General features: G+C 51.2%; 21 protein-coding genes. 11 read left to right on the forward strand and 10 right to left on the reverse strand.

Annotation, left to right across the window (positions count from 1 at the left end; genetic code table 11):
- Positions 1 to 43 precede the first annotated feature (43 nt).
- Both EJN92_RS07205 and EJN92_RS07210 read left to right on the forward strand, forming a co-directional pair.
- Positions 44 to 439 carry a DUF5675 family protein gene (locus EJN92_RS07205; protein WP_126127185.1) on the forward strand — a complete coding sequence of 132 codons (396 nt, stop codon included), beginning with the start codon at positions 44 to 46 and terminating at the stop codon, positions 437 to 439.
- Positions 440 to 478: 39 nt separating this feature from the next.
- Complete coding sequence (locus tag EJN92_RS07210) at positions 479 to 2,746, forward strand: alkaline phosphatase family protein (RefSeq protein ID WP_126127186.1); 2,268 nt, start codon at positions 479 to 481, stop codon at positions 2,744 to 2,746.
- 313 nt (positions 2,747 to 3,059) lie between these two features.
- Here the strand turns inward: EJN92_RS07210 and EJN92_RS07215 are convergent, their stop codons facing one another.
- Positions 3,060 to 3,557, reverse strand: coding sequence for a hypothetical protein (locus tag EJN92_RS07215; protein ID WP_126127187.1), 498 nt, complete (start codon positions 3,555 to 3,557; stop codon positions 3,060 to 3,062).
- 163 nt (positions 3,558 to 3,720) lie between these two features.
- On the opposite strand from EJN92_RS07215, the gene EJN92_RS07220 reads away from it, so the two are divergent.
- The 6 genes from EJN92_RS07220 (at position 3,721) to EJN92_RS07245 (ending at position 8,030) form a co-directional block, all read left to right on the forward strand.
- Positions 3,721 to 5,169, forward strand: coding sequence for an FxDxF family PEP-CTERM protein (locus tag EJN92_RS07220; RefSeq protein WP_126127188.1), 1,449 nt, complete (start codon positions 3,721 to 3,723; stop codon positions 5,167 to 5,169).
- A gap of 171 nt (positions 5,170 to 5,340) precedes the next feature.
- On the forward strand, positions 5,341 to 5,712 hold the full coding sequence (locus EJN92_RS07225; protein WP_126127189.1) for a VOC family protein: 372 nt from the start codon (positions 5,341 to 5,343) through the stop codon (positions 5,710 to 5,712).
- Positions 5,713 to 5,746: 34 nt separating this feature from the next.
- Complete coding sequence (locus EJN92_RS07230) at positions 5,747 to 6,022, forward strand: TfoX/Sxy family protein (protein WP_126127190.1); 276 nt, start codon at positions 5,747 to 5,749, stop codon at positions 6,020 to 6,022.
- 77 nt (positions 6,023 to 6,099) lie between these two features.
- Positions 6,100 to 6,441 carry a zinc ribbon domain-containing protein YjdM gene (locus EJN92_RS07235; RefSeq protein WP_126127191.1) on the forward strand — a complete coding sequence of 114 codons (342 nt, stop codon included), beginning with the start codon at positions 6,100 to 6,102 and terminating at the stop codon, positions 6,439 to 6,441.
- A 161-nt stretch (positions 6,442 to 6,602) separates the two neighbouring features.
- The gene (locus EJN92_RS07240) at positions 6,603 to 7,529 is read left to right on the forward strand and encodes a histone deacetylase family protein (RefSeq protein WP_126127192.1); all 927 of its coding nucleotides are present in this window, start codon (positions 6,603 to 6,605) and stop codon (positions 7,527 to 7,529) included.
- Between the two features lie 63 nt (positions 7,530 to 7,592).
- Entirely contained in the window at positions 7,593 to 8,030 is a 438-nt protein-coding gene (locus EJN92_RS07245; protein WP_227869749.1) for a GNAT family N-acetyltransferase, read from the forward strand.
- Between the two features lie 135 nt (positions 8,031 to 8,165).
- On the opposite strand, the gene EJN92_RS07250 is transcribed toward EJN92_RS07245, so the two are convergent.
- The 5 genes from EJN92_RS07250 to EJN92_RS07270 all read right to left on the reverse strand — a co-directional run bounded on the left by EJN92_RS07250 (position 8,166) and on the right by EJN92_RS07270 (position 13,220).
- Positions 8,166 to 9,815, reverse strand: coding sequence for a flavodoxin domain-containing protein (locus EJN92_RS07250; RefSeq protein WP_227869750.1), 1,650 nt, complete (start codon positions 9,813 to 9,815; stop codon positions 8,166 to 8,168).
- A 9-nt stretch (positions 9,816 to 9,824) separates the two neighbouring features.
- Complete coding sequence (locus EJN92_RS07255; RefSeq protein WP_126127193.1) at positions 9,825 to 10,862, reverse strand: FAD:protein FMN transferase; 1,038 nt, start codon at positions 10,860 to 10,862, stop codon at positions 9,825 to 9,827.
- A gap of 229 nt (positions 10,863 to 11,091) precedes the next feature.
- Positions 11,092 to 11,928: a DUF4198 domain-containing protein gene (locus tag EJN92_RS07260; protein ID WP_126127194.1), complete on the reverse strand. Its 837-nt coding sequence runs from the start codon at positions 11,926 to 11,928 to the stop codon at positions 11,092 to 11,094.
- A gap of 34 nt (positions 11,929 to 11,962) precedes the next feature.
- Positions 11,963 to 12,475 carry a DUF2271 domain-containing protein gene (locus EJN92_RS07265; RefSeq protein ID WP_126127195.1) on the reverse strand — a complete coding sequence of 171 codons (513 nt, stop codon included), beginning with the start codon at positions 12,473 to 12,475 and terminating at the stop codon, positions 11,963 to 11,965.
- Positions 12,476 to 12,581: 106 nt separating this feature from the next.
- Positions 12,582 to 13,220, reverse strand: a complete 639-nt coding sequence (locus tag EJN92_RS07270; protein ID WP_265415610.1) for a PepSY-associated TM helix domain-containing protein — start codon at positions 13,218 to 13,220, stop codon at positions 12,582 to 12,584.
- 954 nt (positions 13,221 to 14,174) lie between these two features.
- Between EJN92_RS07270 and EJN92_RS07275 the strand changes: the two genes are divergently transcribed.
- Together EJN92_RS07275 and EJN92_RS07280 are read left to right on the forward strand one after the other, a co-directional pair.
- Positions 14,175 to 14,876 carry a DUF3334 family protein gene (locus EJN92_RS07275; protein ID WP_170174885.1) on the forward strand — a complete coding sequence of 234 codons (702 nt, stop codon included), beginning with the start codon at positions 14,175 to 14,177 and terminating at the stop codon, positions 14,874 to 14,876.
- A gap of 225 nt (positions 14,877 to 15,101) precedes the next feature.
- Positions 15,102 to 15,764: an ImmA/IrrE family metallo-endopeptidase gene (locus EJN92_RS07280; RefSeq protein ID WP_227869751.1), complete on the forward strand. Its 663-nt coding sequence runs from the start codon at positions 15,102 to 15,104 to the stop codon at positions 15,762 to 15,764.
- 161 nt (positions 15,765 to 15,925) lie between these two features.
- On the opposite strand, the gene EJN92_RS07285 is transcribed toward EJN92_RS07280, so the two are convergent.
- The 4 genes from EJN92_RS07285 to EJN92_RS07300 all read right to left on the reverse strand — a co-directional run bounded on the left by EJN92_RS07285 (position 15,926) and on the right by EJN92_RS07300 (position 20,002).
- Positions 15,926 to 16,141, reverse strand: coding sequence for a hypothetical protein (locus tag EJN92_RS07285; protein ID WP_126127199.1), 216 nt, complete (start codon positions 16,139 to 16,141; stop codon positions 15,926 to 15,928).
- Positions 16,095 to 17,612 (reverse strand): anti-phage dCTP deaminase, encoded by a 1,518-nt coding sequence (locus tag EJN92_RS07290; protein WP_126127200.1) that lies wholly within the window; start codon positions 17,610 to 17,612, stop codon positions 16,095 to 16,097. Before EJN92_RS07290 ends, EJN92_RS07285 begins: the two co-directional genes overlap by 47 nt.
- A 185-nt stretch (positions 17,613 to 17,797) precedes the next feature.
- The gene (locus tag EJN92_RS07295; protein ID WP_126127201.1) at positions 17,798 to 19,780 is read right to left on the reverse strand and encodes a DUF2075 domain-containing protein; all 1,983 of its coding nucleotides are present in this window, start codon (positions 19,778 to 19,780) and stop codon (positions 17,798 to 17,800) included.
- On the reverse strand, positions 19,781 to 20,002 hold the full coding sequence (locus EJN92_RS07300; protein WP_126127202.1) for a helix-turn-helix domain-containing protein: 222 nt from the start codon (positions 20,000 to 20,002) through the stop codon (positions 19,781 to 19,783).
- 455 nt (positions 20,003 to 20,457) lie between these two features.
- Between EJN92_RS07300 and EJN92_RS07305 the strand changes: the two genes are divergently transcribed.
- Positions 20,458 to 22,476, forward strand: a complete 2,019-nt coding sequence (locus tag EJN92_RS07305; RefSeq protein WP_227869752.1) for an alpha/beta hydrolase family protein — start codon at positions 20,458 to 20,460, stop codon at positions 22,474 to 22,476.
- Positions 22,477 to 22,817 lie beyond the last annotated feature (341 nt).

A 22,817-nucleotide genomic window follows, 5' to 3' on the forward strand; every position in this document is an offset into this window, starting at 1 on the left:
TTATAAGTGAACTACGGTGCGAGGCTTTTATGGAAAACACATCATGAATCTGCGACTTGTTAGAGAGATTTTCACTGAGAAAAGTAGTATCGGCAGCCTCTATGTAAATGAGGTGTTTGAGTGTTTTACGCTGGAGGACAGGATACGTCCGGTCAAGGTCAAGGGTAGCACCGCGGTCCCTTATGGACACTACGAAGTCATCATCAGTTATTCAGAGCGATTTAAAAAGCCCTTGCCTTTGTTGCTGGCAGTGCCAAATTTTGACGGGATACGGATACATCCCGGCAATACCGATGTAGATACCGAGGGCTGCATTTTAGTCGGAGTGGAAAGACTTCAAGACGAAATCAGGCAGAGCAAAATAGCTTTCGACAAATTGTTTAAGCAACTGCTAGCCGCAGCAAAAATAGAGAAAATATTCATAGAAATACTGCAGTGATTTTGGCAAATTAAGACAATTGAAAATAAAGGACACAGCATGCTAATCAGCATCATTAACCGTTCCAAAAAAATCACTGACGAACAGGTGCAGAATGCAATACGCGCGATTAACCGTCAGGTAAAGGAAGATTTCGAGCCTTACTGGAGCTTTGGCGCAACGCTGCGCTTAGAGGGCCGAATCGGCAAAAGCGTCAATAAAAATGCGCTGCCAGAATTACGTGGCGACGCCATACTCTATCTGTCCGACAAGGCCGATGTAGAAGATGCGCTGGGCTATCATGATAAAAATTTTCGTGGCATCCCGTATGGTTTTGTGTTCACAGAATTATGCGAACAGCTCAAGGAAAGCTGGACGGTAACGTTGTCGCATGAGGCGATGGAATTAATCGGTGATGCGCAAGCCAATCTGCTAGTGCAGGGGCCGCACCCGAGCATCCCGGGTAAAGAAGTATTTCACTGGTTTGAGATGTGCGATGCGGTGCAATCGGATACCTATGCCATTGACGATGTGGAGGTATCGAATTTTGTCTTACCGCTGTATTTCACCACAGAAGAACAGGAAGGCGGGCGTAATGATTTTCTCGGCCGCCTGACGAAGGGCAAAGCGCTCAACTCTTTCGGCGTCAATCCGGGTGGCTATGTCGGTTATTACGATCCGCAGTCGCGCACCCATGAAACCTATGCGGCCCCCGATGATAAGAAGGCGCAGCAGCGGATAGCGATTAAAGGCAAAGTGAAATTCGGGCGCAGTTATGTGCGCAAGCGCGCCGATGCGACTATCGTCAAAGAGCAGGAGCACAAGCGCATCCTGGGCGCCAACCCAACAATCAGTGTGGCCACGCATCCCGACCCGATACGCCACGTGATCGTGCTCATGCTGGAGAACCGCTCTTTCGATCACATGCTGGGAGACGCCAGCAAGATTTATCCGGATCTGGAAGGCATACCGCAGCATGGCCCTCGCTATCAAAATACCTCGTCCGCCAGCAAAATATCCTATGCGCAAAAACCGAATGCGATGAACAAGATCGCCATCGATATGCCGCACGAGTATGTCGATGTAATGGCGCAAATGGGTAGCAGTACAGTGCCGCCCATGGGTGGCTTTGTCGATGCTTATCTGAGTGTGGCTGGCGTCAAGGAAAGTAATCCCGGCCAAGTCGAGCAAGTCATGAGTTACTTCCCTCTCGGTGCCACTGCGGCCAAAGATAGTCTGCCGGCCTTGCATGGTCTGGCGCGCAATTTTTTAGTCTGCGATCACTGGTTTTCGTCTATGCCAGGGCCGACCTGGCCGAACCGCTTCTTTGTGCACAGCGGCACTTGCCTGGGCCGAGTGCTGATGCCTTCACGTCAGCATCCGGCTAACTTGTTCGGCAACAATCAGGACACCATTTACAATCGCCTCGATGATGCCGATAAAACCTGGCGCATCTACCATCAAGGTGTGCCGCAGAGCATAGTCATGACCAAGCTATTGCCTAAACTATTCACTTCGCATTACTCAGGCATGAAAAATTTTTATACTGACGTGGCCGGTCCTGAAAGTGACTTCCCTGACTACGTGTTTATCGAGCCGGCCTATTTTGGCGCAGACGAAAACGATCAACACCCACCTTCCGACGTCGCGCTGGGCGAGCAGCTGATCGCCAATGTGTATCAGGCGCTACGCGCCAACCAAGAGTTATGGGAGTCGACTTTATTGATCGTTACGTATGACGAACATGGCGGGTTTTTTGATCATGTGCCGCCGCCCTTGACGGTTGCTCCCGACTCAAACACCAAGGAGTTTGCATTTAATCGTTTAGGGGTAAGGGTGCCCGCCATCCTAGTCTCGCCTTGGGTCGATGCCGGAGTCTGCAAAACGCAGTTTGAGCACAGCAGTATTTTGCGTTACCTCTGCGATAAATGGGCGATGCCGCCCTTGAGCGCACGTACCAGCAGCGCGGCCGGTGTGTATCAGAGCAAGAGTCTATTACCAGAACTGAGCAAACGCAGCACTCCGCGCACTGACACTCCACTCAAGCTGGCTGCCAACGCGGTAACCGCGCTGAAGAAAGCCGGAGCGGGCGCAACGCCAGAAAGCCCAGTCGATGGCTCACGCGAAGCCCTGATGTATTTTGTCGCCAATCTGCCCGAAGACCTAAAAGCCAAGCCGGCTGCCCGTAAAGCCAGCGCGCCTAGTTCAGCCAAGCTTAAGCAAATCAGCGATACGCAATTACGCAAATTGGCGGAACAAAAATTTGCCAGCTTGATGGCGGGAAAAGCGCGGCCAGTTAGCACTAAGAAAAAGACCGCGCCTAAATAATGACAGCGGTGCACTAACTGCTCAGCCTGCTACTAAAATTATTAAAAACAAAACGAAAACCTCTCAAAGGAGGCACAGAGACACAGAGAAAAACGGAGAACTGCTTGGCTTTCCTCTGTGAATCTCTGTGTCTCTGTGCCTCTGTGTTGAATGGTTTTGACTTTCTTCATAGCGGGCTGAACAGTGACGGCGGCGCTAGCATGCAAAATGGCATGCCGCCAGCGCGCATATCTGGTGCGGCTGGCAGGCCGGTATGCCTGCAAACCCGCATGGAATATGCGCCAGCGGCCGGTGCCATTTTAAATTTGTAAAACTATTTTTCTACGCCAGCGTTGTCGCGTAATTTGTCGGCGAAGTCGCCCATCTTAATCGCTGCCTGCACCGCCAACGCATCAGCTTTAAGTGCCACATTGGCGGCTTTTAAGGCCAGTTGCTCGCCCACTATGGCCGCTTTGGCCGCGACCTCATTGGCAGTCTGGGCGCTGCTGTCCCACACTTGATCGGCCACCAGAGTGGCGCTATCGGCTAGCTCTGCCGCCTTCAACGAGACTTGTTCGGCCAGTAGATTAGCGGCATCAGCGGCTTGCGCTGCTTTCATGGCGAGATCATCACCCACCAGCAAGGCCTTGGCGCTCACCTCACTGGCAGCCAGCTTGCCGCTATCCCAGGCTTGGTCAGCGACCCGACTAGCTTGCTCGGCAAATTCAGCAGCGGTGGCCGCAGCCACTTTTGCGATCACCTCTAGATTTTTTTCAGTCTCATCCAAAAACTCTGACAGCTTATCGCTTAATTGGCTCTTGTTATCGCTCATGGTCTTGCTCCTGATTGGGAAAAAAATTCGCTACTCGGATAGTGTATATCAGGGCTTTGCTGTTTTTTTCAATATTCCACAACACTCAGCCTTGTCATCGCCAAGTCACATTTACTTATTAAAATTTCATGATAATTCCCTAAAACCAAACTGAAAGCCACCCATGTCGCCAAAAAAAATTCTGCCTTTGTTATTGCTAGCCGCATTCGCCACGCAAGCTGCCAACGCGAGTATTTCTTTATTGGCGATAGGCACTTTGGATGGCAGCGGCGCTGATCTGTCCGCGAAAACCTCAGGTTTGCTGGAAAACGGTTTGGCCGGCAATTTACTCGGCGGCGTCGGTTCTGGCCTGGCATGGGCCGGTGGCAATACCTTTATTGCGACACCGGATCGCGGCCCCAACGCCACTGCCTACAATCCTCTGGTAGATGACACCACTTCTTACATTGCGCGCTTCCAAACCATTAACTTGGCGCTGACTCAGAACACTTCAGGCTCAGGCTTGGCCTACAACTTAACGCCGGTACTCAGCGCCACGACTCTATTATCTAGCGCCACGCCTTTGGTGTACGGCACAGGCGCACTGGGCACAGGCACCGTGGGCAGCACCTCGTATACTTTAGGAAGTGGTGTACCGCTACTCAATGCGATCGACAAAACTAATTATTTTACCGGTCGCTCGGATAATTTTGATGCCAGCAAGTCTTCCAGCAACCCGAATAATGCGCGCTTAGACCCGGAAGCGGTGCGGGTCTCGAACGACGGCAAGAGCGTTTTTGTGTCTGACGAATACGGCCCTTACGTCTACCAATTTGATCGCGCCAGCGGCACTCGCATCAAATCGTTTGAATTGCCCTCCAATCTTGCGATTAGCAAGCCGAGCGCACAAAGCAGCATAGAAATTGCAGGCAATAGCAGCGGCCGCGTTACCAACAAGGGCATGGAAGGTTTGGCGATTTCGCCCGACGGCAAAACCCTGGTGGGCATCATGCAGGCCCCGCTAGCGCAAGACAGTAACAAAAATGTGCGTATCGTGACCATCGATATCGCTTCCGGAGCGACTCATCAATATGCCTACAAACTGAGCACTGGTAGTGGCGTGAGCGAAATCGTGGCACTCAACGATCACCAGTTCTTAGTCGACGAGCGCGATGGCAAAGGTCTGGGCGACGGCACTACTGCAGTGGCAAAACAAATCTTTAAAATCGATCTGACAGGCGCGCAAGATGTCAGCAATATCAGCGGTGATCTGAGCTCTAAAGCGGTCGGGAAATCTTTATTGCTCGATGTGGTGAGCACTCTGAATGCGAACGGTATCAGCAGCAATAATATCCCTTCAAAAATTGAAGGCATGGCTTTCGGTGAAGATTTGATGATCAAAGGGGTTAAAACGCATACTCTGTATGTGTCTAACGATAATGACTTCGTCGCAGGCAGCGCCGGACATAATAAGTTTTACGTCTTTGGTGTCACCGATGCCGATCTGGGCGCAGGCTATAGCTACACTGCACAAGCGGTATCGGCAGTACCCGAGCCTAGCAGCTACGCCATGTTATTGGCTGGTTTGGCCTTTGTCGGTGTAGCGGTACGCAGAAGAAAAATTAATAATTGAAAATTGAAAATTGAAAATATTAGGCACTGCGAACAAAATAAAAACCGAACTCGTTTCGGTTTTTATTTTTCACGACTAGACTAGCGTCTGATCAGGCGACAGCACTGACTACGCAGCACAAACACCTGCGACTGGTATAGAATTCTCATCATCTATTTTTGAGGTCTAACCATGCAAGTTATTGAACTCGATCACGTACAAATTGCAATACCAGTAGGCGGCGAGGAACTGGCCAGAGAGTTTTATGCCGGCATCCTGGGCATGCTTGAACTGCCTAAGCCGGTGTTGATGCAATTGCGTGGCGGCGCCTGGTTTGCCTGTGGCGATAGGCAAATCCACCTGGGTGCCGAAGTTAATTTTCAGCCCGCCAAAAAAGCCCATCCGGCCTTTATCGTCAGAGATCTCGATGCCCTGTGCACGCTGTTACGCGCGGCTGGCTACGCGGTGCTGAAAAATGAAGAATTACCGGAAGTGCGAAGAGTGTTTACCGAAGATCCGTTTGGCAATCGTATCGAATTAATCCAGAGTAAATACGTCGCCTAATACGTGGCCTAACCCGTCGCCTAATACGTCGCCCATGCAGCACACCAAGATTGCCGACTTGCCGAATCTGGGACCCAAGTCTCAGCACATCTTGGCGCAAGCCTGCATCCACAACCTACAAGAATTGCGCCAGCTCGGTGCCGTGGCGGCCTATGCACGCTGCCAACGCGTTACTGGCAATGTCAGCCTGAATTTATTGTGGGCCTTGGAAGGCGCATTGACTGGCCTGAGCTGGCAACAAGTGGCGCGCGAACATCGCGCCAGCCTACTGCTGGCGCTAGAGCAATTCCTAAGCCAGCCGCAAGTTTGAGCGCCCACCGTTAGGGAAAGCAGCAGTCGCTGGTTTATACTGGCGGACTTAGCACTTCGCATTTACCGAAAGAAATCATGTCTACCCTGCCAGCTTGCCCAGTATGTTCTATGGAAAACACTTACCCTGACGCTGAGAATTATGTCTGCGCCGATTGCGGTCACGAATGGCCTATGGTGGCTGCGGCGGCAGCCGATGACAATGACGAGCGTATCGTCAAAGATGCCCTGGGCAATGTCTTGTCGGATGGCGATGCGGTGGTTCTGATCAAGGACTTAAAAGTTAAGGGTTCTTCGATTACGCTGAAGATGGGCTCAAAAGTAAAAAGTATCCGTCTGGTCGGTGGCGATCATGAAGTCGACTGCAAGATGGATGCCGGCAGCTTCATGTTAAAAGCCTGCTACCTGAAAAAAGCCTAAACCCTTGCCCTGCAGCGCCAGCCAGGCTCTGGGCTGTCGCTGCAGTGTTGCAAAATCCGCGCCTCAGTGAGATTTCGGTGTTTTCCTTTGTCTAGGCGCAAAGTTGTGCCTGTATTTAGTCCTACAATGAGTTTTTGTCGCATTTTTGTGGAGAACTTCCCTTGCTGGCAGCTTACATTACTCACCCTGATTGCCAAAAGCATGAAATGGGCGTGGATCACCCCGAATGTCCGGCGCGTATCGGCGCCATCAATGATCAATTGCTCATCACTGGTCTGCTCGACTACATGCAAAGCTATGAAGCACCATTGGCGAGCACGAGCCAATTAGAGCAAGCCCATTCAGCGCTGTTTGTGCGCGATGTCGAGGCGCACCGCCCGAGTTCTGGTTATGTGCAGATAGATCCCGATACCCGCATGAATCCGTTCACCTTTCAGGCTGCCAAACGTGCCGCTGGTGCCGCGGTGCTGGCCGCCGATCTGGTCATCAAGGGCGACGCCAAGGTGGCTTTTTGCAATGTACGGCCACCTGGCCACCATGCAGGGCGTGCCTCGGCGGCGGGTTTTTGCTTCTTCAATAATGTCGCGGTCGGCATCCGCCATGCGCTGAATGTGCATGGCTTAGAGCGGGTGGCGTTGATTGATTTTGATGTGCATCATGGCAATGGCAGCGAAAACATCCTGCATGAAGATCCCCGCGTACTGATGTGCTCGACCTTTGAAGAAGGCGTCTACCCCTTCTCCGGTGCGGTGCCCATGGGCCCCAACATGGTCAATGTCAGCCTGCCTAGCCGCTCTGGCAGTAAGGCGTTCCGCGCCTCGGTGAGCGAGACCTGGATCCCGGCCCTAGAAAAATTTAAACCGCAAATGATCTTTATCTCGGCCGGCTTTGATGGCCACCGTGAAGACGATATGGGCAATCTGGGTCTGGTCGAGGACGACTACGCCTGGGTCACCGCGCAAATCGTCAAAGTCGCCAACACCTATGCACAGGGGCGCATTGTCTCCTGCCTGGAAGGTGGTTACGTGCTCTCGCCTTTGGGGCGTAGCGCTGCGGCCCACGTAAAGGTATTGATCGGCGCTGATTAGGCGCGGATTAGGAACGCACCCAGATTTAAGGGATAATCAGCGTTTTTTTCAGCTAGCGATACCATGACAAATTTAAGCTTTCGTCGCGCCGTCAGTGCCGACATCCCCGCCATGCAAGTGATACGTCTGGCGGTCAAAGAAAACGTGCTAAACAATCCGGCCCGCGTGCCCGCGCAGATGTATGAAGACTATCTAGCGCAACTGGGACGCGGCTGGGTCTGTGAAGAGCAAGGCAAGATCATAGGATTTTCGTATGCAGCCAGCGCCGATGCCTCGATCTGGGCCTTGTTTGTCAGCCCGGACGCCGAAGGCAAAGGCGCAGGCGCGCCCTTACTCAAACTGGCAAGCGATTGGCTGTTTAATCAGGGCCATCAGAAAGTCACGCTGGGCACTGAGGCCAATACCCGCGCCGATCGTTTCTATGCCAAACAAGGCTGGACCCGCGGTGAGATGAAGGATGCGATAGAAGTGTTCTACACGCTAGAGCGGCCGCAAGAATAAAAAGTCAACCCTGCCAGCGCGCATATCCCATGCGGGCTGCAGGCCAGGCAGGCTGGAGACCCGCATGGAATATGGGCCAGCGGCCTATGCCGTATATTTTTTTAGACACGCAATACACATCGTCAATACCCATCGTCAATACACATCGCGCCGATACCGTCCTTGCTGGCTCAGTTCTTGTAGGTGCGCGGCACCAAGTATGTTGATGAGGGCTTCGCTCACACCAGCAGCCATGCCTTGCAGGCTGCCACAGACGTAAATGGCGGCACCTTGCGCCACCCAGGCGCGTAGGCTATCGGCTTGTTCTAGTAGTTTGTCTTGCACATAGCGCGCCTGAGTTTGATCGCGCGAAAATGCCAGATCGAGTCTTTTTAAAACCCCGCTAGCGTGCCAGGCTTGTAGCTCATCCTGATAAAAATAATCGTGTTGCTGATGGCGCTCGCCAAACAGCAGCCAGTTGCGATGATGGCCTTGCAAGGCTCTTTGTTTCAGATGCGCGCGCAGGCCAGCAAGCCCGGTGCCGTTGCCGATTAAGATGAGCGGTCTATCATCAAACGGCGCATGAAAGGCGCGGTTCTCACGTATCCGCAAGGCGATCTGGCTACCGCAGGCGGCATACTCGGTCAGCCAGCCCGAGCCTAAACCTAGGCCGCCATCTTCCAGACGAATCTGTCTGACCAATAATTCTAGCTGACCATCGGCCGCGATCGAGGCAATCGAATAAGCGCGATGTGGCAGCATAGGCAATTGCGCCACCCAAGCCAGGCTGTCATCGTCGGGACTAGTCCTCAGATCAGACAGGCTGACTGGCAAAACTCTATGCCGCAGATGCTGGCGCAGACTGAGGTTTTGTTCGCCTATGCAAACTTGGGTCGCGCCGTTTAAAGCATGGCTATGCAACCAATGCTCGATCTGCTGCGGGATATTTTGCGGGCCAATTTCGGCAATATCACCGGCTTGCCATGTACTTGCGCTAGCCTGCGTATCAGCGGCTAAACCTAATGTTAGATGAAAGGCTGGTGCGCCAGCGCTGCCAGGATTAAGCAAGCTGCGCTCATGCAAAATCCAATCGCCATACGCCGGGGCACGCCAATCCATCGCCAGGCTAGTACCAGCGCGCGAGTTCAAGGTCTGGTTGAGTTGCTGCTGCCAATCGGCCAAGGCAGCGGGATCGCCCTGATCCACTTCTATCAATTCAAACCAGGCCTGTGCCTGCTGTTGCTGCAGCCATTGCTGTAGGCGAAATCCAAAGGCGCAATAGTGGCGGTAATGGCGGTCGCCTAAGGCGAGTATCGCGTATTGCAAAGAATCTAAAGGCTGGCCTGGCTGACTTAAACTATCCAAAAAATGTGCGGCGCTATCCGGCGCATCACCCTCGCCGGTAGTGCTAACGATGAACAAGACGCGGCGCGCCTGCTGCAACCTAGCACGATCAAATTCTGAGATGCTCAGCAGGCTCAGGCGTAGATCTAGCTCCTGCAAAGCCTGTGCGGTTTGGCGGGCCAGCTGCTCGGCATAGCCAGTCTGGCTGGCGTACACGATATACAAAATTTGGCTAGGATCTGGCGCATCGGCGCTGAGCAGCGCTGCACGGGCACGCCAAAAATACGGCAGGCAAAACGCGCCGTAGGCCAGCAGCAAGAGCATGGCCGCCAGATTACGATCGGTGGTGTGCGCCGGCAACTGGCTCAGCAATAACAAGGCAGCGCCTATCAGGCTCAGCGCCAGTGCGGCAAACAAGCGGTGGTAGCCGCGCCAGTTCAGCAATTTTTGCATGCGTGACATAAACCTCCCTTACGACAACATGAGGCGCATCGCCGGGCTCATACTTTCGCGATAGCCATCCTTGGTTTTACTGATGAAGCGACAAGCTAGACGCCATTCTTCGGCATACGCCATGCCCTGCTTAAGCCCCATCACCATCAGCGCGGTGGCGAGTGCATCAGCCACCATGCACTCGGCATGCAGCACCGTGACCGAAGCCAAATTATGCGTGAGCGGATAGCCGCTGCGCGGATCGATACTGTGCGAAAAATTGCGATCACCGAGCTGTATTTGCTGGCGATAATCACCCGAGGTGGCGATAGACCAGCCATGCAGCGCCAAGATGGTGCTGCTGTCGTTGGCAGCGGCACTTCCCTGCGCCGCCAGGGTGGCCGGATGTTCTAACTCTACCCACCAAGGCTGCTGGTCTTGCTTGATGCCGTAACCGCGTAGTTCGCCGCCAACTTCGACCAGATACGAGACCACGCCCTGACTCTGCAGCCAGCGGGCCACCTGGTCGACCGCATAGCCCTTGGCGATAGAAGACAGATCTAAAGACAAGCCGCCAGGCTGGCGTACCCTGCGCAAAAGTCTATCGACCTGCACCCGCTGCCAACCAGCGTCTTGCTTGGCGGCCGCGATGGCAGTGGCACTCGGCATTTTTTGTGGCTTGGACTTGGGGCCAAAGCCCCACAGGTCGACCAGCTTACCGACACTAGGATCGTAAGCACCAGAGGTTTGCTGCGCCAGATACAGCGCGTAATCGAGCACCTGAAAAAATTCTGGTGGCAGCACTTGCCAAGTCCCTGCCGCAGCATGATTAAATTTGCAGAGATTGGAATGGCTCTCCCAATGGCTCATCTGCGCCACCACCTGGGCCAGTTGCCGCTCTATCCCCAGTTGCAAAAATGCCGGAGAGATCTCGCCCGCAACCATTAACTTGACGGTCCAGTGCGTGCCCATAGTCGCACCTTGCAACTGGCGTAACTGAGCATCAACGGGCAGCGCTGGCGGCGCCTCTAAGCCGCTTGGTATCAGCACACGTTTGGAATTTACAGTGGTCTTCATGCGAGGCATCCTTGCTAGCGATTGCTGGGATTTTTAATCATAGCGGCACTCTTTAAGAGCTGGTGGCTCAGTCTGAGTGCAGCAACACAAATTACAAACTACAAACAAATTAGTAACTGTTCAGCCAGCGATGAAAACTCCCTCGCCCGCTCGCGGGAGAAGGGCTTTGGATAGCGAGCTGAACAGTTACCAAAATAAACTACGAATTAAACGCGCTAAAAACCTGCGCCTATTGCGGTAAAACTTCTAAAGTCGCCACGTAATTGGCGCGTCTTTCCTTGGCTGCTGGCAGCGTGGTATTTTTATCGCTGACACTGGCCTCCATCCAATACATACCGGCGCCCTGCCAATTGACGCTGAACTTGCCATCGGCATCGGTGCTGATGATTTGCTCGCCAAGGTTTTGGCGATAGCGTATGCCACCGGCGATCACGGTTACCTTGACCGCTACCGCCGGTTTGCCATCGAGTAGCAAGCGAAACTGCGCTGCTTCGCCAGCCATCAAATCATTCGGATGTGTGATCGGATCGAGTTCCAAACCTTTGCCAGTCACTTCAAGCGCTTTTTTGCCGGGCTTACCGTTGCTCACGAAGGTTTCGATACGTCCCTGCATCTGCGTCACTTGCAGCTCTTCTGCATTAGCCGGGATTTCTTTCGCCATCGCTTCGGCAGTGCCGCGCCAGCGTTTGGCCACGCCTTGCTCTTTGTAATTGGCGAACAAGTTTTGATTTAACAGACTCAGTTTATACGTGCCTTTTTGGCTCAGACGCAGATCAAAACTGCTGCGATATTTACCGGTGCTGGCGTTTTCGGCTTTGGCAGCACTGCCATCCGGGGTTGCGATCACCAGGCTATCGAGCTGCAAAGGCACATGATCAAAATAAAACAGATCGGTGGCAGCGGCCGCATCGAAACTGACCCAAGGCGTATTGCCCGCCACCACGGTGGCGCTAGGCAGTAAAAAGGTACGATGCGCCTGCGCAGCAAGCGGCGTTATCAGGGCGGCGCACAGCAAAAGATGCAGGCTAAAGCGCGGTGCGAAAGAGCGGATGGGCAAATTTTTCATACTGAATTTTCTTTAGAGGTAATCGAAGAGCGGCTTAAGATTTAATGTTCAGGGTAATTAGCCCCAACTCATTGGTTCCCTGCACCTTGATTTGCTGGTCCGCCTTGCCCGACCACTGAAACGGCACTTTCACGACCTCGCGGCCACCGCCTTCACGCGCCGCTTCTACCAGCAATTGGTAATCGCCTGCCGGTAATTTTGCCAGCACACCCTTATCGCCCGAGAAGCTCAGACTATGCTCACCCACTACCTTAGTCGCACCACTGACGCCATCAACTGGCATCTGCAAATCGCGGCCACTACGACGCCACCATTGCCGCATATCCTTGAGCCATTTGCTGCCCTCGTTATCGCGCTTCTTCAGGTCATACCAAACCGCCAGATTGCCGGCCAGGGATTGATCCGGGCGCTCTATCCAGACCGCCACATACGGACGGTGATACTCCGCCACCGTTAAGCGCGGCACTTCAATTTTTAGATTCAAATCGGCCGCCACCACGGGTGCGGCGAGCAAACTACCAAGGGCAAAGGGGAGTAACTTATGCATAAAAAATGCGCTTTCAGTATCAACAGACAGCAAAAAAATGAGACGGCTGCAAAACTATTTTGGCTAGGCGTCGGGTACGACACCGGGCGGTTTTGCGGCCATCCCCCTAATGAATAAACACGATGGCAAGCAAGGCTGGCAATAACAAACCCAGGACCACCACAGGCCAGGTGGCGCGCCGGTTCGCTGCGTGTACTTGCAGCAGCAGCAAACCAGTCAGGCAAAAAATCAGACAAGCGACGGCAAAGGCATCAATAAACCAGCTCCAGGCCACACCGGTATTGCGACCCTTATGCAGATCGTTTAAGTAGGCGATCCAGCCGCGCTCGGTTTTCTCATATTCGATGGCACCGCTGTCTAACTCTATGCGCAGCCAGGCATCGCCACCGGGGCGTGGCAAAGCCACCACCACTTCTTGCGGCGACCACTCCAGCGCCCGCTGTGCCACGCTCACCGCCAGCGTCGCCTCTAGCCAATGAGCCACCGCCGATGGCAATGCGACCGACTCCACAGTGGCAGCCGAGGTAGCCGAAGCAGGCATACCAGCCGCGTCAGCCACCCGAGCCTGGCGCGCCTGCAACAGCTTCAACAGAGAATCAGGCAATTGCGCTTCTGTATGCGTCAGCACAGGATGCCCCTCTATCTGCGCCGAATGATTTAAGGTGATACCGCTGAGTGCAAACATCAGCATCGCCATCAGACACAGCGCCGAACTTATCCAATGCCACTGATGCAATTGGCGCATCCAAAAAGCGCGCTTCTGCTGACCCAAGGCGGCCGCCTGAAAGCCGCACAGCGGCGCTGCATCAGGCGCAAGCTTAGTCGCAACATTAGGCGCAGTTGGCATAGCAAGGGGAGGAGAAACTGGGCTAGACATAAGGCGATAAACAGAAAATCAGATCTTCATGTAAATGATAATGATTCGCAATTATACATAGAAAATTTCTTGTCAGGAAAATTTTATAGATCTATATCATTTCGACAAAATCTAACAAGGCGGCACGCCGGAGACCCATATCCCATGCGCCTCGCAGGCCAGCCAGGCTGGACAAGCGCATGGAATATGCGCGCTGGCGGCATGCTTTATGAAACTCTATGCGCACGGTAACTGTTCAGCCTGCTACTAAAATTATTAAAAACAAAACGAAAACCTCTCAAAGGAGGCACAGAGACACAGAGAAAAACGGAGAACTAACTTGCTTTCCTCTGTGAATCTCTGTGTCTCTGTGCCTCTGTGTTGAGTGGTTTTGACTTTCTTCATAGCGGACTGAACAAGTAACTGCGCACACTCAATACTCACGGCCCGAGATCAAGCCCAGCCCTCAGTTTCAGGAAATCGTAAAAGCGGCCAGTAAAGGCACGGTTTTGCCACTTCCCCGCCCTCTGGTGCAATACCTTTTAACAACATCACAAGCAGCGCGGTAGGCTTAAGTCTTATAAATCATGCGGAAAGCACGCAGAAAGCGTGAAACTGCTGGACGCAACGCGTCCCATTGCATATTCTTTCACTATTCCCATCGACAGGCCGTGCACCAGGCCAAGCTCAGCAGCGCTACCCGTCCCTGGAAAAGCCATGCATAGCAGCAAACCATGTCCGCAAACAGCAAGACGCTGGACGATACCGCCTCATAGTGCTAGCCTGTGCAGACTGGCAAGATAAGATAAATTGCTTTTCAAGAAATATTTTCAGGAGTTGAACATGCCTAATAAAGAAACCGGTGTCGTCTACGGAACAGAAGATGTCTTGACCAGTCTTTGCAATTCGGTCACGCGGGTGCTGAACGTGGCCACCCAAACCAAGATCCATTATTCAGGCATGGTGCAACGCATTACCAAGACTGGCCTCAAGCCCGACATCGGCTGCTTCGTCTTGTTTGACGGTGGCTTTTCTGGTTTGGTAGTGCTCAATTTTGCCGGTGCCGCAGCGCTAGAAATCTACGAAAAATACATGCTCAGCATGGGCATGCCCAAGTCCGAACTGGCTACTAACTTCACCTCGGATGAAGTAGCAAATATCTTGGGCGAACTGATGAACCAAATCGTCGGCGATTTTACCGGCAAGGTGCGGCGCGAACTGCAAACCAATATCACCCAAAACCAACCCAAGATGCTGGTACTGACCAAGCAAGTCATGCTCAGCGTCGACACCCCGCTAGACCGCCCGGAAATGCGGCGCGTCTCTTTCTTCACCGAAGCGAATAATATTTTCTATCTTGAACTCGCCATAGACCGCACCGAATTCATCAAACTGCATGATTTTGATTCCAGCGAAATCGTCGACCCAGATGCCTTTATGGACCTGCAACAAGCCAATCAAAGCAATGCCGCAGCAGCCAGCCCGGCACCAGCAGCCAACAACGACAGCGACGCCGACGAACTGTTGCGCTCGCTGGGCATGTAATTGCAGCAGTAGCGGCAATATTAGTAGCAACAGCAAACAAATTAAAAGGGCTGCAGCGATGCAGCCCTTTTAATTTGCGCCAGTGCCAAGCCGAGAGATACTAGCGTGCGTGCCCCAAAAAAATAAAAGCCAACAAGCCCAACGCGCATAGCCCATGCGCCTTCCCAAGCCATATGCCAGCAAACCCGCATGGAATATGCGCGCTGGCGCCGGACCAATGGCAGCATGCAAATGCAATTCCGCCGTAGCCTTAGCGAACCAGCCAACATCGGCGCGATCTCCGCCTGGTTGCGCATGGGCGAGCAGCTGGCAGAAAAAGCCGATACCCCGCACTACGATGAAGCGCGCCTGCGCGCCAAGCTGGCAGAAATACGAGCGCTGACCCAACTGCCACAGCAAGAATTTGAGCCGCAGCTAAAGCGCCTGCTGCAAGAAGCGGGGGTGACACTGGTGCTGGTGCCTGCCATCCCCGGTACCCACGTCTCTGGCGTAGCGCGCTGGCTTAACCCGCACGGGCCCCTAATACAGCTCTCGCTGTACGGCGAATCCAACGACAGATTCTGGTTCACGCTATTCCACGAGCTGGCGCACATCCTGCTGCACAGCAAAGAAAAAAAATCCGTGTTCCTCGATGACCCGAGCAAAGCCGATACCAGCTCAAAAGAAGAACAGCAAGCCAACGCCTGGGCACGTGATTTTTTAATCCCGGCAGAGCAGGCGCAGCAACTGGCAGCGCTAGGAAAAAACAAAACCGAGATACGAAATTTCGCCAAAAAAACTGGTATACACCCAGGCATCGTAGTCGGCAGACTGCAACATGAAAAGCTGATCGCGATCACATGGATGAATGATTTGAAGGATGGTTTTCAGTTTTTGAAAACGAGTTGATGCGGTGATAGAAAATTTATGTGATGCGGAACCGTTTGATTCAATGTCCATTTAAAAGCGTTGGGCTGATAGAGCTTTAGCCCAACCTACGCGCTGACATCGGCTTCCGTTCAATTTCTGTAGTTTAAATATAAAAGCCAATCGATTGATTGGCTTTTATATTATTTGTATCTAGAAATTAAATTTTCTATAATTTGTTTAAGTTCAGAAGCAGGAATATTTTCACGCACAATATCTACGTTTAATCGTCTTTTCGCCAAGTTAAAATCTATTACCTTTGCTGACGCAATAGTATTTGCTCGAATAAATACCTTCGATTCAAAATCAAACTCAAGCTGCCTTGTTGCTGGCTTCTGGGATTTCTTTTTTGTTTCCATCATCATCTCCGTCAGTTGAAGATAGGCCATCAACAACTATTGCTTCAAGCACATGGACTGCTTCAAACATTTTATCTACTTGAGGTTTTAATTCTATTTTCGGATGAATTTTATACTCACCCTCACCAAATTTTCTATCTTTTTTAATTGAGAAAAAATCTAAAAACCTACTTGGTGCCACGCCTTCATAGGCGAGAATCCTTAACTTACCACTATCATTTTCATCTTCTGTAATTGAATCCGAATGCAACGTAACAGCTTTACTTTTAGCATAAGGCTCGATGAAATAAACTTCCTTGATTCCTGCTGCAACGATGTGTCTTGCGCATGAATGACATGGGTACGTCGTGCAGTATAACACGGCATTTTTTAACTGCCCTGAGGATGACTTTGCAGCATTTAATATTGCAAGCATTTCTGCATGGACCGCGCGAGAAAATTCAATGAGATCACTTACTTTGGATTTTTCGATTACCTGATAAGCAATTGATTTTTTTGCGCCATCTACAACACCTTTATCAATTAATTCGTCAACTATGCTGCTTATTAAAGTGTTTTTTTCTTGATCATTCCTGCAGAATTTTCCACTATTAAAACAACGATTATCAACTTCACCAAATCTATAGGTGCCGCCACCAAATTTTGGAACATCATTCCATCCAGTTGAAATTACATCCCCGTCAGCATCAATAATTGCGGCGCCGACTTGACGTGAAAGACACGCTGAATTTCGTGCCGCGGACGCAGCTGAATACATTGCCGTTTCCGATTTCTCAGGTGTGATAATTTCGGCCCCGAAAATCAATTTAAATAGTCGCTGTACTTTACCATCAGCATCTGCAGCGCCATCCAATCGAAAAAAGTAATCAGCAGTTTGAAAAACTTTACTGACTTGCTGACCGAATTCCCCTTTCTGATTGAAGTCATCCTCAATAATCTGTTTTGCTTGCGCTTTAAGATTATCGGCTCCACGAGTTAAATTTTCTATTTTTTTCGTATTTGCAGAAAACACACTTATTAAATAAAAAGAATCCCCATAAATTTCTCTAAATTTCTTTGCTTCGGACGTATTCTTAATCGAGTCAATAATAAAACATACTCGACGTGAAGCGAATTTTCCATCCGGGAAAGCAGTAGCTCTGGATTCAAATATTTTCTCTATCGCTTTTTCAGCAAGAAAAGAGCCCCGCTCATTCTTCTCTCTTAATGCATTACCTTCTTGAATCAATCTACGTTTTCTCTCTAACCCAGTATCATCTTTATCTCCATTACATTCACCAATCAATTTACTCATCTTGATATGCTCAGAATCGTAATTATATGAACGCAAATTTTCGATAATTTTTACTGCAATTAATGGTAAATCAACACCAATTGGCCCGCATAATCCAATAACGATTTCGTCGGTATAAAATTTCTCCATCGAGTTCTTCTTACTTGATGATCCAGCTTTCGCCATTACTAACGCCATAAATAGCTTTCTAAATAAACACACAAATTTACAATATCATATCTATTTCATGAAATACAATTTCTTTTTGGAAATAATCAATAAAACAACAATGAAGGGCAAATCTGATTAAAATTGAAGTTGATTTGTTAGCGACTTCACCATATCCTGCCAAGCACAGCATGGCGATTACGTCTTCAATTTCTTTATCCCAAAACCTCAAGCCCACAACTCAACAAATACTCAAACGTCCCATCCAAATATTCCGGCAAACGGGTCGCATCTTCTGCATCACCTTGCGGTACAAAGATCACCATGCCTTGGCGGGCTCTGGTCAGTAGTACGCGGTAGGCGTTTTCTAGGTAGCGCTGTTGTTCTTCTTGCTGTCTGCGCTTCCAGCTGGTGCCAGTGAATTTCCAGTGTTCAAAATGGCCGTCTTGCTTGCCATCCGTTTTGTGGTGGCGGTAGTCGGCGTCCCAGCCTAACAGGCACCAGTCTAGTTCTAGGCCTTGGATATCAAATTCGGTGGCGACGTCCTCTAAAAAATGGCAAGAGCGTATGTCGTCCTGCGGATTGAGAAACCAGTCGGCGGCGGATAATCTATTTTTTACGAAGATGCCTTCAGGTTTCAGACGTACTGCGCCGGATGAGGCGATCATGCCCTTGGTTTCATTGGCGCGTGCTTGCTGCTTGATCCATGCTTTGGCGGTGGCTAGATTGCGCGTGATTTTGATCGGGAATTTATGTTTGAATCCTTGGTAGCATGCCCGCGCTTTTGTTGGCTGATTGTGGATCAGGTAGTGCACCATGTGCGAGAGTTTTTCTGCTCTGAATGATCGCATCGCTGTGGCCAGATGCAGGCTAGCTTGCGGCTTTGCGTGTGCGATAGCGCTGAAATTGACATCGCGGCCAGCATATTCAATCTGCGTAAGTTTGTTTGAGTAGTGCACATCCCAACCCGCAAACTGCGTTGCCAGCGCATCGACCCAGCCCTGCAGACCGGCCTCGCCGGTGTTGATCTCTTGCCCGCCGCCGATCAGGGCGACGATCACGCACCAGTCGGCGTGTCTATCCATCACGCTGATTAAAAATTCTGGTTCGGATTGATTAAAGTTTTTTTGCCCGCGCTTTTGGTTCATGAATTTGGCGGTATTCTCTAGATCCCAAGCGCGTTGTGCTTCATCAAAAATGACGACACGTTCTGGCGGCGCTTTGTTTAGATCCTTTAATGATTCATCTCTGAATTTATGAATGTTTTGTATTTTGGCTTCGGCGCTTCTTAGCTGATGCGCTTTGGTGCTGCCGGGGTCTCGCTGTACGCTATCGCGCGCCAGCGCTTCGGTTAGCACTTCTACCAAGGGGCCATTCCCAGATAAGAATACCGCGTGCTCGTCATCATCCAGATGGGTGCTAGAGGTGGCAATATTTAAGCCGACCAAAGTTTTACCGGCACCGGGTACACCCGTAACAAAGCAGATAGTCTTGCGCCGATTGATACGTGCGGCGTGCACGATGTCTTGTATCGCTTGCGATGTCAGATGCAGGTTTTGCGCACCCGCATCGCTGCGAGCGATGTCGGCCACGTTATGATTTGAATATAAGGCCTGCGCCGCTTCTATGATGGTCGGCGTAGGTTTGTAGGCAGATTGCTGCCAAGCTTGATAGTTGATCGCCTGCGGTGCGGGGATGTGACTCACGCAGTAAGTAATTAGCGCCAACAAGTTGCCGGCATTGGCGCACAGTGGCGCATACACGCGCTCAAGCTGCGCTGGCAGACAGAATACTTTGGCAGCGGATTCAGTCGCTAGCAGAAGTGGCACGATGGTTTTGTCGTGGCTACCTTCATGAAAATGATGTAGGTCGATGGCGTAGCCATGCGCTTGCCTTAGATCTTGCGGCGTGGCGTGTTTGGCTCCAACTTTAAATTCGATCACAAAAATAATGTCGTCAACAATCAAGACCACATCGGCGCGTCTACCCATACGTGGAATTTGCACTTCAAACAAAATGTGACCAGCATTAAGCGTTTTTAATGCGCTCTGCAGAATATCGATCTGGCTGGCCCACGCACCGGTTTGCAAGTGTTCTAAGTTTTGGGAGTGATGCTGAGTAATCTGGCCAATGATGGCGTCGGGCGATGCAGTAAGAAAGTCAGCGATGGTCGCTGCGTAGTAGGCGCGCTTTGACATTTATTGATCACCAGCATTGAACAACTCTGCGGGCGGCACACCAAGCGCCTGGGCAATGCGCAAGATATTGGTCAAGCTCACATTACGCACGCCACGCTCTATGCCACTGATGTAAGTGCGATCCAATTCGGCAATCAAACCCAATTGTTCTTGACTCAGTCCACGCGCTAGGCGCAGCTTTTTGAGGTGAAGACCAAACTCTTGCAACTGTGGATTAAGCATGCGTTCGCCCTAGTATTTTCGTTGGGCAAAGCATGCGATGGTGTGACTTATAGGTCTACGGACTATAAGTCACAAATTGATTTTTATTTAACGATTACACGTTAGCTCGCTACATCCAAAATATCACCCTGCCCTCGCGCATATTCCATGCGCCTTGCCAAGGTATATGTCGGCAAAGCCGCATGGGATATGCGTGAGCGGGGAGGTGCTGTTAAAAAACGCACCGGATCGGCATGCGCAATAGCGGCTATCTGCGCGGGCCAGATCATCTGATGCTGGCGCGTTGCGGGATTTTTCTGGTATTCACAATCGTTCGCGCAATCCCCGTGCGGCTTGCAGGCCGATATCGTGCCAGAGGCCGCATAGAGTATGCGCACCAATATTTGAAATTAGCCGATTGTTGGCATTTATTCTAGGTACAATGCCAAGCTTCTTCATCCACCTTGAGCACCGCCGTGAAACAAACATCCTTAGCAGTTGGGCGTAAATCGCTTTTTATTTGCTTACTGAGTGGTCTATTTTTTGCGCCCTTGCTGGCGCGTGCCGCCGAGCCTGCATCGGCACCAGCATCCGCATCGCGCTACAGCATAGAAGATTTTTTTCAGAATCCTAAATTCACTAAGGCCACGCTGTCGCCGGATGGCAGTAGCTTGGCTTTATTAATCTCGGATAATCAAGATCGCCTGATGTTGGCGGTGATGGATCTCGCTACTTTAGTGCCCAAGGTGCTGGTGCATTACAAGGATGCCGACATCCAAAGCTACCACTGGGTGAATAGTAATCGTCTGGTGTATGACCTGACCGATAGAAAAATCGGTGTAGGCGATACCCACACCGCGCCCGGCCTGTTTGCCATCAACAAGGATGGTAGCCAGGCGCGCCAATTGGTAGAACGCTCAACGGCTTTTGTAAGAAGCGCCAGCATCGCTAAAATCCAGCCTTGGAATACCTTTTTTTCCGATGTAAATCATGCTGAAAATTCGGACGAGATCTTTGTCATCCAGGTGACCAACCCTTATCGCAATGAACGCCATAGCTACAATCTGATACGTCTCAATACCGTGACGGCGCAAGCGACTTCGGTCAACCGGCCTGGCGAAGTCAATAAATGGCTGATCGATAAACAGGGGGTGCCACGCGTGGCCGTGACTTTTGACAAAAACCTCGAGGCGGTGCATTACAAAGATCCTGTCAGCGATAGCTGGAACAAGTTAATTGAGTTCGATAGGCATATGGGAGCTGGCTTCACACCCTTGTTTTTGGCCCCGGACGGCACACTGCTGGTGACTGCGCATAACGGTCAGGATATTAGATCTGTGTATCGGTATGACATACAGAAAAAGCAGATGGATGCCGCGCCTTTGGTCACTTTGAAGGGCTATGATTTTAGCGGTAGCGTCATCTTTAATATGCAACAAAACAAGCTGCTCGGTGTGGATTATGAGACTGATGCCGAAGGCACGTTCTGGCTAGATCCGGCCATGCAAAAAATCCAGCAGAAAATTGATGCGACACTACCGGGCACCGTAAATCGTATTTCTGTGGCCGAAAAAAACACCACTGATGTGGTACTGGTGCAATCATTTTCAGATATTGATCCTGGCGCCTGGTACCTGTACCACCTCAAGACCGAGACTTTGGACAAGCTAGGCGCGGTGCGCCCCAACATCAAGGCAGCCGACATGGCTTACAAAGATGCGGTCAAGTACACGGCCAGAGATGGCCTCAGTATTCCCGCGTATCTGACGCTGCCAAAAGGCAAAAATAAAAATTTGCCTATGGTGGTACTGGTGCATGGCGGCCCCTACATGCGTGGCGTGCATTGGCGCTGGGATCACGATGCACAATTCTTGGCGTCACGTGGTTATGCCGTACTGGAACCAGAATTTAGAGGTAGCACCGGTTATGGCAGCAAGCATTTTAAAGCGGGCTGGAAGCAATGGGGCCTAGCCATGCAAGACGATATCGCCGACGGTACCCGCTGGGCTATCGCGCAAGGTTATGCCGATCCTAAACGTATCTGTATCGCCGGAGCCAGCTACGGCGGCTATGCGACTTTGATGGGTCTCATCAAAGACCCGGATTTGTATAAATGCGGTATCAACTGGGTAGGCGTTACCGACATCAATCTGATGTATGACGTAGTCTGGAGCGACATGGGCGAACAATGGGAAAAATACGGGATGCCGGTGTTGGTGGCTGACCAGAAAAAAGATGCGGCACAGATCAAGGCCACCTCGCCTTTATTGCTGGCAGAGCGCATCAAGCAGCCGCTGTTATTAGCCTACGGCGGCTCTGACCTCCGCGTGCCCATCGTACACGGAAATAAATTTTACTCGGCCGTCAAGAACAGCAACCCCAAAGTGGAATGGATAGAGTACACAGAAGAAGGCCATGGCTGGCATCTATTAAAAAACAATGTCGATTTCTGGAGCCGGGTAGAGAAATTTTTGGATCAGAATATCGGGCATTGAGGTGACACCTTGTGCTAGCTAGCGTGGCTACGGGTTACTGTTCAGCTCGCTCTACAAAGCCCTTCTCCTGCTTGCGGGTTGGGATGAGGATGGTTCAGATACAGAAATGCGTATTTGTCTGGCGCTTCAAGTATTGTTTCTATTGACCTGATGCCTTACTCAATCACCCTCATCCCCTACCCTTCTCCCGCTAGCGGGAGAAGGGAGATCAATCATCGCATCGCGAGGATGACGTTAATTGATATCTGCGCTTACCAACTATTCACAAAAAAAATTTAAAACGGGCATGCCAGACGCGCATATCCGGTGCGGGCTGCAGACCGGGCAGGCCGGAGAGGCGC

The sequence above is a fragment of the Undibacterium parvum genome (assembly GCF_003955735.1).
In the GTDB taxonomy this organism is placed as follows: Bacteria; Pseudomonadota; Gammaproteobacteria; order Burkholderiales; family Burkholderiaceae_D; genus Undibacterium; species Undibacterium parvum.

Excerpts from the sequence above, each read along its gene's own strand:
- EJN92_RS07235 (WP_126127191.1), top strand. The coding sequence starts at position 6,100 with ATGTCTACCCTGCCAGCTTGCCCAGTATGTTCTATGGAAAACACTTAC.
- EJN92_RS07260 (WP_126127194.1), bottom strand. The coding sequence starts at position 11,928 with ATGAAAAATTTGCCCATCCGCTCTTTCGCACCGCGCTTTAGCCTGCAT.
- EJN92_RS07290 (WP_126127200.1), bottom strand. The coding sequence starts at position 17,612 with ATGGCGTTAGTAATGGCGAAAGCTGGATCATCAAGTAAGAAGAACTCG.
- EJN92_RS07250 (WP_227869750.1), bottom strand. The coding sequence starts at position 9,815 with ATGTCACGCATGCAAAAATTGCTGAACTGGCGCGGCTACCACCGCTTG.
- EJN92_RS07215 (WP_126127187.1), bottom strand. The coding sequence starts at position 3,557 with ATGAGCGATAACAAGAGCCAATTAAGCGATAAGCTGTCAGAGTTTTTG.
- EJN92_RS07270 (WP_265415610.1), bottom strand. The coding sequence starts at position 13,220 with ATGCGCCAATTGCATCAGTGGCATTGGATAAGTTCGGCGCTGTGTCTG.
- EJN92_RS07220 (WP_126127188.1), top strand. The coding sequence starts at position 3,721 with ATGTCGCCAAAAAAAATTCTGCCTTTGTTATTGCTAGCCGCATTCGCC.
- EJN92_RS07245 (WP_227869749.1), top strand. The coding sequence starts at position 7,593 with ATGACAAATTTAAGCTTTCGTCGCGCCGTCAGTGCCGACATCCCCGCC.
- EJN92_RS07225 (WP_126127189.1), top strand. The coding sequence starts at position 5,341 with ATGCAAGTTATTGAACTCGATCACGTACAAATTGCAATACCAGTAGGC.
- EJN92_RS07210 (WP_126127186.1), top strand. The coding sequence starts at position 479 with ATGCTAATCAGCATCATTAACCGTTCCAAAAAAATCACTGACGAACAG.
- EJN92_RS07265 (WP_126127195.1), bottom strand. The coding sequence starts at position 12,475 with ATGCATAAGTTACTCCCCTTTGCCCTTGGTAGTTTGCTCGCCGCACCC.
- EJN92_RS07285 (WP_126127199.1), bottom strand. The coding sequence starts at position 16,141 with ATGGAAACAAAAAAGAAATCCCAGAAGCCAGCAACAAGGCAGCTTGAG.
- EJN92_RS07280 (WP_227869751.1), top strand. The coding sequence starts at position 15,102 with ATGCAAATGCAATTCCGCCGTAGCCTTAGCGAACCAGCCAACATCGGC.
- EJN92_RS07205 (WP_126127185.1), top strand. The coding sequence starts at position 44 with ATGAATCTGCGACTTGTTAGAGAGATTTTCACTGAGAAAAGTAGTATC.
- EJN92_RS07295 (WP_126127201.1), bottom strand. The coding sequence starts at position 19,780 with ATGTCAAAGCGCGCCTACTACGCAGCGACCATCGCTGACTTTCTTACT.
- EJN92_RS07300 (WP_126127202.1), bottom strand. The coding sequence starts at position 20,002 with ATGCTTAATCCACAGTTGCAAGAGTTTGGTCTTCACCTCAAAAAGCTG.
- EJN92_RS07255 (WP_126127193.1), bottom strand. The coding sequence starts at position 10,862 with ATGAAGACCACTGTAAATTCCAAACGTGTGCTGATACCAAGCGGCTTA.
- EJN92_RS07230 (WP_126127190.1), top strand. The coding sequence starts at position 5,747 with ATGCAGCACACCAAGATTGCCGACTTGCCGAATCTGGGACCCAAGTCT.
- EJN92_RS07275 (WP_170174885.1), top strand. The coding sequence starts at position 14,175 with ATGCCTAATAAAGAAACCGGTGTCGTCTACGGAACAGAAGATGTCTTG.